This window comes from Xanthomonas sp. LF07-6, assembly GCF_034105445.1.
In the GTDB taxonomy this organism is placed as follows: domain Bacteria; phylum Pseudomonadota; class Gammaproteobacteria; order Xanthomonadales; family Xanthomonadaceae; genus Xanthomonas_A; species Xanthomonas_A sontii.
The window spans coordinates 1-11,985 of record NZ_JAXGGI010000026.1 but is presented as its reverse complement, the minus strand read 5'-3'; the positions used below and the strand labels follow the sequence as shown (position 1 = coordinate 11,985).

The 11,985-nt window shown below is 68.6% G+C and carries 12 protein-coding genes; 9 read left to right on the top strand and 3 right to left on the bottom strand.

The genetic code is table 11. The annotated features are described in order from the left end of the window. Window positions 1-117: 117 nt before the first annotated feature. Window positions 118-621, bottom strand: coding sequence for an SsrA-binding protein SmpB (gene smpB / locus SLW56_RS20675; RefSeq protein ID WP_010344270.1), 504 nt, complete (start codon window positions 619-621; stop codon window positions 118-120). A gap of 58 nt (window positions 622-679) precedes the next feature. Here smpB and SLW56_RS20670 point away from each other — a divergent pair, with 58 nt between their 5' ends. Next, entirely contained in the window at window positions 680-1,111 is a 432-nt protein-coding gene (locus SLW56_RS20670) for a ubiquinone-binding protein (protein WP_026144297.1), read from the top strand. A gap of 5 nt (window positions 1,112-1,116) precedes the next feature. Next, entirely contained in the window at window positions 1,117-1,371 is a 255-nt protein-coding gene (locus SLW56_RS20665) for an RnfH family protein (RefSeq protein WP_152235801.1), read from the top strand. A 27-nt stretch (window positions 1,372-1,398) separates the two neighbouring features. Here SLW56_RS20665 and bamE read toward each other — a convergent pair whose 3' ends face one another. Then, window positions 1,399-1,797 (bottom strand): outer membrane protein assembly factor BamE, encoded by a 399-nt coding sequence (gene bamE, locus SLW56_RS20660; RefSeq protein WP_017908545.1) that lies wholly within the window; start codon window positions 1,795-1,797, stop codon window positions 1,399-1,401. Window positions 1,798-1,900: 103 nt separating this feature from the next. Between bamE and fur the strand changes: the two genes are divergently transcribed. Beyond that, window positions 1,901-2,323, top strand: a complete 423-nt coding sequence (gene fur / locus SLW56_RS20655; RefSeq protein ID WP_026143876.1) for a ferric iron uptake transcriptional regulator — start codon at window positions 1,901-1,903, stop codon at window positions 2,321-2,323. Window positions 2,324-2,646: 323 nt separating this feature from the next. Here fur and recN read toward each other — a convergent pair whose 3' ends face one another. Next, window positions 2,647-4,308: a DNA repair protein RecN gene (recN, locus tag SLW56_RS20650; protein ID WP_267122409.1), complete on the bottom strand. Its 1,662-nt coding sequence runs from the start codon at window positions 4,306-4,308 to the stop codon at window positions 2,647-2,649. Between the two features lie 111 nt (window positions 4,309-4,419). Between recN and hrcA the strand changes: the two genes are divergently transcribed. The 6 genes from hrcA to SLW56_RS20620 all read left to right on the top strand — a co-directional run bounded on the left by hrcA (window position 4,420) and on the right by SLW56_RS20620 (window position 11,962). Then, the gene (hrcA, locus tag SLW56_RS20645) at window positions 4,420-5,478 is read left to right on the top strand and encodes a heat-inducible transcriptional repressor HrcA (RefSeq protein WP_017908542.1); all 1,059 of its coding nucleotides are present in this window, start codon (window positions 4,420-4,422) and stop codon (window positions 5,476-5,478) included. Window positions 5,479-5,669: 191 nt separating this feature from the next. Beyond that, window positions 5,670-6,191 carry a nucleotide exchange factor GrpE gene (gene grpE / locus SLW56_RS20640; RefSeq protein WP_010344263.1) on the top strand — a complete coding sequence of 174 codons (522 nt, stop codon included), beginning with the start codon at window positions 5,670-5,672 and terminating at the stop codon, window positions 6,189-6,191. 145 nt (window positions 6,192-6,336) lie between these two features. Beyond that, entirely contained in the window at window positions 6,337-8,265 is a 1,929-nt protein-coding gene (gene dnaK / locus SLW56_RS20635) for a molecular chaperone DnaK (protein ID WP_017917724.1), read from the top strand. 151 nt (window positions 8,266-8,416) lie between these two features. Continuing rightward, window positions 8,417-9,547, top strand: coding sequence for a molecular chaperone DnaJ (gene dnaJ, locus SLW56_RS20630; protein ID WP_017908540.1), 1,131 nt, complete (start codon window positions 8,417-8,419; stop codon window positions 9,545-9,547). A gap of 385 nt (window positions 9,548-9,932) precedes the next feature. Next, window positions 9,933-10,853, top strand: coding sequence for a pyridoxal kinase (pdxY, locus tag SLW56_RS20625; protein ID WP_267085550.1), 921 nt, complete (start codon window positions 9,933-9,935; stop codon window positions 10,851-10,853). Then, entirely contained in the window at window positions 10,850-11,962 is a 1,113-nt protein-coding gene (locus SLW56_RS20620; protein WP_320695396.1) for a prephenate dehydrogenase, read from the top strand. Before pdxY ends, SLW56_RS20620 begins: the two co-directional genes overlap by 4 nt. Window positions 11,963-11,985: the final 23 nt, after the last annotated feature.

Here is an 11,985-nt window from a genome sequence, read left to right as displayed (position 1 = left end):
CTGCCTGCTAGGGGGCAAGACGGTATCTGCGGGAAAGGCGAGGCGGGCAGGGCCGCTGGGGCGGGCAGGAGATTCGCTGTTGCGAATCCCCAATCCCGAATCCCAAATCCCAGCTCCTCAGGCATTCTTGTTGTGCCGGCGCATGATGCGCTGCTTGTCGCGGGCCCAGTCGCGGTCCTTGGCCGCGTTGCGTTTGTCGTGGTCCTGCTTGCCCTTGGCCAGCGCGATCTCGAGCTTGATCTTGTTCTTGCTCCAGTACATCGCGGTGGGTACGAGGGTGTAGCCGTCGCGTTCGACGCGGCCGATCAGCTTGTCGATCTCGTTCCGGTGCAGCAGCAGCTTGCGCGTGCGGCGGTCGTCGGCCACCACGTGGGTGGAGGCCTGGATCAACGGGGTGATCTGCGCGCCGAACAGGAACAGCTCGCCCTGGCGCACGAAGGCGTAGCTCTCGCCGATGTTGGCGCGGCCGGCGCGGATCGACTTCACCTCCCAGCCCTGCAGGGCCAGGCCGGCCTCGTAGCGGTCCTCCAGGTGGTATTCGTGGCGCGCGCGCTTGTTCAGGGCGATGGTCTTGTTGGCCGTCGCGCCGTTTGCTTTATCCTTGGCGGGTTTCTTGCTCATCTTGCTATTGTCTCCGATTCGGGGCCTCCCGAACGTCTTGGTCCCACTTCCGTCCCGAATGCCTATCATCCGCCGCAGCGCTCTGGTCGAACACGCCGCAACGCGCATGTTCGATCTGGTCAACGACGTCGCCGCCTATCCGCGCCGGTTCGCCTGGTGCGATGCGGCGCATATCCTCGAGCAGAACGACCGCGTCCTGGTGGCGCGGCTGGACCTGGGTCTGGGTTCGTTCCGCACCTGGTTCACCACCGAGAACAGCCTGCAGCGCCCGGATCGCATCGATATGCAGCTGCGCGACGGTCCGTTCAAGCGCCTGCAGGGGCAGTGGACCTTCCAGGGCTTCAACGAGCACGCCAGCAAGGTCAGCCTGATGCTCGACTTCGAACCCGCCTCGCGCCTGCTGGGGCCGGCGCTGGCGCTGGGCTTCCAGAGCCTCGCCGACCGCATGGTCAACGACTTCGTGCGCGTGGCCGACCGGGAACAGGCCTAGCCGCCATGCAGATCGAGGTGGTGCTGGCCTGGCCGGAGCGCTTCGTGTCGCAGCGGCTGGATCTGCCGGAAGGCGCGACCGTCGCCGATGCGCTGGCCGCCGCCGCGTTGCCCGAAGCGACGCCCGGCATGCCATGCGCGGTCTACGGCGAAGTCGCCGCGCCGACGCGGCTGTTGCAGGACGGCGACCGGGTGGAACTGCTCAGGCCGTTGCTGATCGACCCGAAGGACGCCAGGCGACGCCGCGCCAAGCCGCGCTGAGCGGCGGGGCGCGACGCGGCCGCCGGCTCATTCGCCGCGGCGCTGCTTCTTCTTGTCCTTGGCCAGGTTGCGGCCGAACTGGCGCACGCTGTTCTTGGCCAGCTCTTCGTCCTGGTCCGGGAAGTAGTCGCCTTCCCAGCGGGTGACCATGTCGTTGTCGAAGAACACGACGAAGTTCTTGATCTCGGTACGGCCCACGCGATCGACACGCTCGGTGGAGGTGTAGTCCCAGCGCTGCGCATGGAACGGATCCGGGATCGAGGGGCTGCCCAGCAGCGCGCTGACCTGCTGCTTGCTCTGTCCGACCTTCAGCTGTTCGACGGCCGACGGCTTGATCAGATTGCCCTGGTAGATGGGCTGCTTGTAAATGATGCCGCAGCCAGCGGTGGACAGGGCAACAGCGGCGACCAGCAGGAGATTGCGCATCGGGGACAGGGCTGAATGAAATCACGTCGATGATACACTCCCGGCGACCGCCGCGACCCATTCCCAGGCAGCTGGCGATAAACCAGCTATGAACGGAGACGCCATGGAATCCCACGATCTGCGCAAAGTCGGCCTGAAGGTCACGCACCCCCGGATGCGCATCCTCGAGCTGCTGGAGCAGAAGTCGGCGCGGCACCACATGACCGCCGAGGAGATCTACCGGCAGTTGCTGGACCACGGCGACGAGATCGGTCTGGCCACCGTGTACCGGGTGCTGACGCAGTTCGAGGCGGCCGGGCTGGTGCTCAAGCACAACTTCGAGGGCGGCCAGGCGGTGTATGAGCTGGACCGCGGCGGCCACCACGACCACATGGTGGACGTGGATACCGGCAAGATCATCGAGTTCGAAAGCGCGGAGATCGAGGAATTGCAGCGCAAGATCGCCGCCGATCACGGCTACGAACTTGAAGAGCACTCGCTGGTGCTGTACGTGCGCAGCAAGCGGCCGAGCGGCAAGAAGGGCTGAGTTTTCCGCTGCCGGGTGAATCCGGTCAGCGTGTCGCCCCTTCCTGTGCGCCAGATGCACTGGGGCTTCGCCACGTACCCTCACCCCAACCCCTCTCCCGGTGGTAGAGGGGCTAAGGATTCTCCCTTCTCCCGTCGGGAGAAGGTGCCCCGCAGGGGCGGATGAGGGTAAGGGTGTCGCCTGGTGGATCGGTCAGCTGGTCGCTCTGCGCCGAACCCTCACCCCAACCCCTCTCCCGGTGGGAGAGGGGCTTTTGATGCTTTCTGTGACCTGTGGCGCCTGGGCAGGGCTGCACTGCCAGGCGCTGCCCGATCGCCAGCCACTCAGCCCGCGCTGAGCAGCAGCCGCTTGGCCGCGGCGCGGGCTTCCTTGCTGACCTCGACCCCGCCCAGCATCCGTGCCAGTTCTTCCTCGCGCTGGCGCGGGGCCAGCAGTTCCACCGAGCTCTGGGTCATGCCTTCGACCGGCGCCTTGCTGACCCGGTAGTGGGCGTGGCCCTGGGCGGCGACCTGCGGCAGGTGGGTCACGCACAGCACCTGGCGCTGCTCGCCGAGCGCGCGCAGCTTCTTGCCGACGATGTCGGCGACGGCGCCGCCGATGCCCGAGTCCACTTCGTCGAAGACCATGGTCGGGACCGCGTCCAGGCCCAGCGCGGCGACCTCGATCGCCAGCGAGATGCGCGACAGTTCGCCGCCGGAGGCGACCTTGCGCAGGGCGCGCGGCGGCTGCCCGGCGTTGGCGGCGACCAGGAACTCGACCCGCTCGGCGCCGGCCGGGTCCGGCCGTTCGGTGTCGTGCGGCTCGAGCTGGATCAGGAAGCGCCCGCCGCCCATGCCCAGTTCGCCGATCAGCGCGGTGGTGTCGTGCGAGAGCGCCTGCGCGCCGCGGTCGCGGGTGGCGGTCAGGGCGGCCGCGGCGTCGCGCCAAGCCTGGGTGGCCTGGGCGATCTCGGCGTCGAGCACGTCCAGCCGCTCGCCGGCGCCGCGCAGGCTCTCCACTTCGGCGAGCAGGGCGTCGCGGTGGTCGGCCAGCGCGTCCACGCCGATCCGGTGCTTGCGCGCCAGGTCGTGCAGGCGGCCGAGCTTGCGTTCCATCTCGTCGAACTGCGCCGGGTCGGCATCCAGGTCGTCGCGGACCCGGTCGATCAGCGCCAGCGCTTCCTCCAGCTGGATGCCGGCGCTGTCGATCAGCGCCTGCACCTCGGCCAGGCGCGGGTCGTACTCGCCGACCTTGCCGAGTTCGTGGCGGGTCTGCTGCAGCAGGTCCAGCACCGCCGGCGCCTCGTCGCCGTTGAGCCGCTGCGCCGCGCCCTCGCAGGCGCCGATCAGCGCGGCGGCGTGGGCCTGGCGGCGGTGGTTGGCGTCCAGGGCGGCGATCGCCGCCGGGTCCAGGTCCTCGCGCTGCAGTTCGGCCAGCTGGTGCTGCAGGAAGCCGATGCGGTCGCTGACGTCGCCCTGCGCCAGCAGGGTCTCGCGCTCGCTGAGCAGGCCCTGCCAGCGGGCGGCGGCGGCGCGCACCGCCGCCCGCTCGGCGTCGTTGCGGGCGTAGGCATCGAGCAGGCCGAGCTGGCTGCCGCGCGAGAGCAAGGCCTGGTGTTCGTGCTGGCCGTGGATCTCGACCAGGTGGCCGGCCAGCTCGGCCAGTTGCGACAGGGTCACCGGGCGCCCGTTGATCCAGGCGCGCGAGCCGCCGTCGGCGCGGATCACGCGCCGCAGCTGGCAGTGGTCTTCGTCGTCGAGTTCGTTCTCGCGCAGCCAGGCGCGGGCCTGGGCGGGGGCGACGAACTCGGCCGACAGCTCGGCGCGGTCGGCGCCGTGGCGGACCACGCCGCTGTCGGCACGCAGCCCGGACAGGAAGCCGAGCGCGTCCACCATCAGCGACTTGCCGGCGCCGGTTTCGCCGGACACCACGGTCATGCCGGGGCCGAATTCCAGTTCGGTGCCGCGTACGACGGCGAAATCCTTGATCGAGAGATGTCTGAGCATGGGGTCTGCATCCGGAGCCGCGCAACGCTAGCATGCGCGGGTAGGTGGGCCAATGACTTGCCAAGCCGGCGTGCAGACATTATCTAAGGACCAGTCTCACGGGTTGATTCCATGCGCGCTTCCCCGGTCCATTCCAGCCTCGATCCGCGTGCCCGGCAGCTGCTGCGCACGCTGATCTCGCGCTATATCCGCGACGGCGAGCCGGTCGGCTCGCAGACCCTGGCCCGGCATGCCGGGCTGGACGTGAGCCCGGCGACGATCCGCAACATCCTGGCCGACCTGGAGGATGCCGGGTTGCTCAGCTCGCCGCATACCTCGGCCGGACGCGTGCCCACCGCCACCGGCTACCGGGTGTTCGTCGACAGCCTGGTGCAGATGCGCCCGCCGGCCGAAGGCGAGGTGGCACGGCTGCGCGCGGAGATGGCCAATGCCGCCGGCACCCAGGCCTTGCTGGGCAGCGCTTCGGAGCTGCTGTCGGCGATGACCCACTTCGTCGGCGTGGTCAGCGCGCCCAAGCGCGAGCAGTTCGCGTTCCGGCACATCGACTTCGTGCCGCTGGACGCGCGGCGGGTGCTGGCGATCCTGGTGTTCGCCGACAACGAGGTGCAGAACCGGGTCATCGAACCGCGCAAGGCTTACGAGCCGGCCGAACTGGAGCGCGTGGCCAACTATCTGAACCGGCATTTCGCCGGGCGCGCCCTGGCCGACATCCGTGCCAGCCTGCTGCGCGACCTGCGCCACGCGCGCGACGAGATGGAGCAGCTGCTGGCGCACAGCGTCGAACTGGCCGAGCAGGCGCTGGCCCCGGCCGGCGACGACATGGTGCTGGCCGGGCAGACCAAGTTGATGGGCGTGCAGGACCTGTCGGACCTGGAGCGGCTGCGCGAGTTGTTCGAGGTCTTCGCCAGCAAGCGCGAACTCCTGCAACTGCTCGAACGCACCATCCGCGCGCCGGGCGTGCGCATCTTCATTGGCGAGGAAACCGGCATGGTGCCGCTGGAGAGCGTGTCGCTGGTGACCGCCCCGTACATGGCCGGCGGCCAAGTGCTGGGCGTGCTGGGCGTGATCGGCCCCAAGCGCATGGACTACGACCGGGTCATCCCCCTGGTCCAGACCGCCGCCGACGTCCTCGGCGCCCGTCTGGACCCATCCCCGCCCGGCGACCGCTGAGTCACGCGCAGGGGGCGTCCGCAGCGCCCTCCGCCAGCCGACCGTCCCGCCGTACCAGGCGAATCCCCAATCCCGACTCCCCGGCTTTTCAGCAGCCGAATGGCTGATCATCCCGGATTCACTTGAATCCGCCCGCACCGCCCACATAGGTGGTCCGGTAAGGCGGGACGTACCCCGCCAGGGACCCGGACATGACGCAAGAGCACCCCGAATTCGATTCCGAACACCTGACCGAGGCGCAGCAGCCCTCGACCGATCCGCTGCAGGCGGAGATCGAGACGCTGCGCAGCGAACTGGCCCTGGTCAAGGCCGACGCCCTGCGCGAGCGCGCCGACCTGGAGAACCAGCGCAAGCGCATCGCCCGCGACGTGGAGCAGGCGCGCAAGTTCGCCAACGAGCGCCTGCTCGGCGACCTGCTGCCGGTGTTCGACAGTCTGGACGCGGGGCTGAGCGCCGCCGGCAGCGAGCCCAGCCCGCTGCGCGACGGCCTGGAACTGACCTACAAGCAGTTGCTCAAGGTCGCCGCCGACAACGGCCTGACCCTGCTCGACCCGACCGGCGAGCCGTTCAACCCCGAGCATCACCAGGCGATCAGCCAGGCCGAGGCCGAGGGCGTGGCCCCGGGGCATGTGATCCAGGTGTTCCAGAAGGGCTACCTGCTCAACGACCGCCTGCTGCGGCCCGCCCTGGTGGTGGTGGCCAAGCACGACTGAGCGCGCCGGCCGCCCGCGCCTGAACCCGGCGCGGCGGCGGTGGAACGCTAATTTGCGGCGATGGCTTGAATGACCTGCAGCCATCCCTATATCCGAACCAGATCCCGGCACTGGCCGGCTACACGACCTTTCAGGAGTCATTGCAATGGGCAAGATCATCGGCATCGACCTGGGCACGACCAATTCGTGCGTGGCGATCATGGACGGCGGCAAGGCCCGCGTCATCGAGAATTCCGAGGGTGACCGCACCACGCCTTCGATCGTCGCCTATACCAAGGACGGCGAAGTGCTGGTGGGCGCCTCGGCCAAGCGCCAGGCCGTCACCAACCCCAAGAACACCTTCTACGCGGTCAAGCGCCTGATCGGCCGCAAGTTCACCGACGCCGAAGTGCAGAAGGACATCGGCCTGGTGCCGTACAGCATCGTCCAGCACGACAACGGCGACGCCTGGGTGGCCACCGCCGACGGGCGCAAGCTGGCCTCGCAGGAAATCTCCGCGCAGGTGCTGGAGAAGATGAAGAAGACCGCCGAGGCGTTCCTGGGCGAGACCGTCACCGAGGCGGTCATCACCGTGCCGGCGTACTTCAACGACAGCCAGCGCCAGGCGACCAAGGATGCCGGCCGCATCGCCGGCCTGGACGTCAAGCGCATCATCAACGAGCCGACCGCGGCCGCGCTGGCCTACGGCCTGGACAAGGGCCAGGGCGGCGACCGCAAGATCGCGGTGTACGACCTGGGCGGCGGCACCTTCGACGTGTCGATCATCGAGATCGCCAACGTCGACGGCGAGAAGCAGTTCGAAGTGCTGGCCACCAACGGCGACACCTTCCTGGGCGGCGAAGACTTCGACAAGCGCGTCATCGACTACCTCGTCGAAGAGTTCAACAAGGACCAGGGCATCGACCTGCGCAAGGATCCGCTGGCGCTGCAGCGCCTGAAGGACGCCGCCGAGCGCGCCAAGATCGAGTTGTCGTCCTCGCAGCAGACCGAAGTCAACCTGCCGTACGTCACCGCCGACGCGTCGGGCCCGAAGCACCTCAACATCAAGCTGACCCGGGCCAAGCTCGAGGCGCTGGTGGAAGACCTGGTCAAGCGCACCATCGACCCGTGCCGCACCGCGCTGAACGACGCCGGCCTGCGCGCCAGCGACATCACCGAGGTGATCCTGGTCGGTGGCCAGACCCGCATGCCGAAGGTGCAGCAGGCGGTGGCCGAGTTCTTCGGCAAGGAGCCGCGCAAGGACGTCAACCCCGACGAGGCCGTGGCGCTGGGCGCGGCGATCCAGGGCGGCGTGCTGGCCGGCGACGTCAAGGACGTGCTGCTGCTCGACGTGACCCCGCTGAGCCTGGGCATCGAGACCCTGGGCGGCGTGTTCACCAAGATCATCGAGAAGAACACCACCATCCCGACCAAGGCCTCGCAGGTGTTCTCCACCGCCGAGGACAACCAGTCGGCGGTGACCGTGCACGTGCTGCAGGGCGAGCGCGAGCAGGCCCGCTACAACAAGTCGCTGGCCAAGTTCGATCTGTCCGGCATCGAGCCGGCGCCGCGCGGCCTGCCGCAGGTGGAGGTGTCCTTCGACATCGACGCCAACGGCATCCTGCACGTGTCGGCCAAGGACAAGAAGACCAACAAGGAACAGAAGGTCGAGATCAAGGCCGGCTCCGGCCTGTCGGACGACGAGATCCAGCGGATGGTCGCCGACGCGGAAGCCAACCGCGAGGAAGACAAGAAGTTCCATGAGCTGGTGCAGGCGCGCAACCAGGCCGACGGCCTGATCCACGCCACCCGCAGCGCGATCACCGAGCACGGCAGCAAGGTCGGCGGCGACGTGATCGGCAAGGTCGAGTCGGCGCTGGCGGACCTGGAAACCGCGATGAAGGGCGACGACAAGGGCCAGATCGAGGCCAAGACCAAGGCGCTGGAAGAGGCCGGTCAGTCGCTGTATGCGGCCGCGGCGGCGGGCGAGCAGCAGTCGGGCGGCAACGCCGGCGGCGCGCATGCGTCCTCGGCCCACGCTGACGACGTGGTCGACGCCGAGTTCACCGAGGTCAAGGACGACAAGAAGGCGTGATCCAGCCTTAAGGAATCGGTTTTCGAAGGAGCGGTGCTCAGGCTCCGCTCCTTCGCCGTTTTAAGGTTCCCGGTTTCATCGCCGCTATGACCGATCGCTACAGGATGCCCGTTTTGAACCATTCCCCATTCCCCATCGCCGATTCCCAGCCATGAGCAAACGCGATTATTACGAAGTGCTGGGTGTGGCCCGCACCGCCAGCGACGACGAGCTGAAGAAGGCCTATCGCCGTTGCGCGATGAAGTACCACCCGGACCGCAATCCCGGCGACCAAGCCGCCGAGGCCGCGTTCAAGGAATGCAAGGAAGCCTATGAGGTGCTGTCCGACGGCAACCGCCGGCGCATGTACGACGCGCATGGCCACGCCGCATTCGAGCACGGCATGGGCGGGATGGGCGGCGGCCCTGGCGGCCCGGACATGGGCGATATCTTCGGCGACATCTTCGGCAACATCTTCGGTGGCGCCGGCGGTGGCGGGCGTGCGCCACGGCGTGGCGCCGACATCGGCTACGTGCTGGAGCTGGACTTGGAAGAAGCGGTGGCCGGCATCGAGCGCCGCATCGAGATTCCGACCCTGAGCGAATGCGAGCACTGCCACGGCAGCGGCTCGGAGGACGGCAAGGTCGAGACCTGTGGCACCTGCCACGGGCGCGGTCAGGTGCGCATCCAGCGTGGCATCTTCGCCATGCAGCAGACCTGCCCGCAGTGCGCCGGCCGCGGACAGATCGTGCAGAACCCGTGCGGCGTGTGCCATGGCGCCGGGCGCGTGGAAGAGACCAAGGTGCTGTCGGTGAAGATTCCCGCCGGCGTCGACAACGGCGATCGCATCCGCCTGTCGGGCGAGGGCGAGGCCGGTCCGGCCGGCACTCCGCCGGGCGATCTGTACGTGGAAGTGCGCGTGCGCGAGCACCCGATCTTCCAGCGCGACGGCGACGACCTGCACTGCGAGGTGCCGATCCGCATCTCGCAGGCGGCGCTGGGCGACACCGTGCGCGTGGCCACCCTCGGCGGCGAGGCGGAGATCCGCATTCCGGCCGAGACCCAGACCGGCAAGCTGTTCCGCTTGCGCGGCAAGGGCGTGCGCTCGGTGCGCAGCCGCAGCGAAGGCGACCTGTACTGCCGCGTGGTGGTGGAGACGCCGATCAACCTCACTGCCGACCAGCGCAAACTGCTGGAACAGTTCGAATCCACCTTCACCGGCGAGGACGCGCGCAAGCATTCGCCGAAGTCGGCGACCTTCATCGATGGCGTGAAGGGGTTCTGGGACCGGATGACGTCGTGAGGTGAGCCGGGATTAGGGATTCGGGATTAGGGATGACCAGCCTGCGACTGTTGGAAGCCGGGATTCGTGATGGTCCCGGTGTTGTTTCCCGCAGTGCTTTTGTGGGAGGGGCTTCAGCCCCGACGCTTTACCGTTAAAGCGTCGCGGCTGAAGCCGCTCCTACAAGTGGAATGCTTCGCCGCTGAGCGGAGTGAGAAATAGAAATTCTTGATTCCGGATGTTGTTTGGACTTCTCCCGCATCCTGGCCCCTGTTGCAGGAGCGGCTTCAGCCGCGACGCTTTCTCGTCGGAGCGTCGCAGCTGAGGCCGTTGTTGCTGAAAGCCCCCGCAACACGGCGCATGCACGCGCCTCTTGGCGCTCTTGCGCCGGCGCTACACTACGGCGATGAACGCTTCCGCCGACAGCTCCGCTGCAAGTCATCTCATCCATGGCCGCCGCCAGCGCCCCGACGGGCCGGTGCCGGTCGACGTCATTTCCGTGCAGTCGCAACTGGTCTATGGCCACGCCGGCAATAGCGCGGCGGTGCCGCCGTTGCGCGCGCTGGGCCTGCGCGTGGCCGAGATCCCGACCACGCTGCTGAGCAATGCGCCGTTCTATGCGACCTTGCGCGGCAAGGTGCTGCCGTCGGACTGGTTCGCCGATCTGCTGCTCGGCGCCAGCGAACGCGGCCTGCCGCAACGCGCGCGCATGCTGGTATCCGGCTACTTCGGCAGCGTCGGCAATGGCGCCGCCTTCGCCGACTGGCTCGACGCCACGCTGCCGCAGTGCCCGACGCTGCGCTACTGCCTGGACCCGGTGATCGGCGATACGCATACCGGTCCCTACGTGGAACCGGGCCTGGAAGCGATCTTCGCCGAACGCCTGCTGCCGCACGCGTGGCTGGTGACACCGAATGCGTTCGAACTCGGCCGGCTGACCGGCATGCCGGCACTGGCGCAGGACGAGGCGATCGCCGCGGCGCGTGTGTTGCTGGCGCGCGGTCCGCAGTGGGTGCTCGCACACAGCGTCGGCGGCGATGCCGGGCAATTGGTGACGCTGGCGGTGAGCCGCGAGGCGGTCTACCGCTGGTGCTCGCCATTGCTGCCGGTGGATGTCGCCGGCACCGGCGATGTGTTGATGGCGCTGCTGGTGGCCTTCCTGCTGCGCGGCGACAGCTTCGAGGCGGCGATCGGTTGCGCCATCGCCGGCGTGCATGCGGCGCTGGAGGCGACCCTGGCCGCAGATGTGGAAGAACTGGACGTGCTGGCGGCGGCGCCGGCTGCGCTGGCCACGCCGCTGCGCTTCGTCGCCGAGCGCCTGGCGTGAGCCTGCGCCCGGTCGTCGGCATCGTCGGCAGTGCCGGCGCCTATGGCCGCTGGCTGAGCCGCTTCTTCCGCGAGCGCATGCAGTTGCAGGTGATCGGCCACGATCCGGCCGACCCGCAGTCGCTGGCGCCGGAGGCGCTGCTGCAGCAGGCGCAGGTGCTGATCTTCTCCGCGCCGATCCGGCACACGCCGGCCTTGATCGGCGAGTACGTGCAGCGCGCCGGCGGCCGCGAGCGCGACCATCTCTGGCTGGACGTCACCTCGGTCAAGGCCGCGCCGGTGGCGGCGATGCTGGCCTCGCAGGCGGAAGTGGCCGGCCTGCATCCGATGACCGCGCCGCCGAAGTCGCCCACGCTCAAGGGCCGCGTGCTGGTGGTCTGCGAGGCGCGGGTGGCGCAGTGGCAGGCCTGGCTGCAGCAGCTGTACGCGGCGCTGGAAGGCGAGTGCGTGCGCACCACGCCCGAGCACCACGACCGGGTGATGGCGCTGGTGCAGGCGATGGTCCACGCCACGCATCTGGCCCAGGCCGGCGTGCTGCGCGAGCATGCGCCAGCGCTGGGGCCGTTGCAGGCGCTGCTGCCGTACCGCTCGGCCTCGTTCGAACTGGATACCGCGATCATCGCGCGCATCCTGGCCTTGAATCCGGCCATCTACGAAGACATCCAGTTCGGCAATCCGCATGTCGGCGATGTGCTGGACGGGCTGATCGCGCAGCTGTCGCGGCTGCGCGATCAGGTCGGCCGTGGCGATGATGCGGCGCGCGCGCAGTTTCGTGCCGAGTTTCTCGACGCCAACCGGCAGGCGCTGGGCGAGGCGGCGATCGCGCAGGGCAACTACAGCTACGAACGGGTGGGGTACTTGCTCGCCGATCTGACCGAGCAGGCCACGCTCAGCGTGTACTTGCCGGAAGACCGCGCCGGCTCCTTGCGCGCGCTGCTGCACGTGTTCGAGCGCCATGGGGTGAATCTCGCTTCGATCCACTCCTCGCGCACACAGGCGGGCGAGCTGCATTTTCGGCTCGGCTTCGATCCGGCCAGCGATGCGGGGGCGGTGCGTGGCGCGGCGGCAGAGATCGATGCCAGTGGGATCGGGCGGGTGCTGGCGGGGTGAATTGCACAGCACGCCGTCGTGGC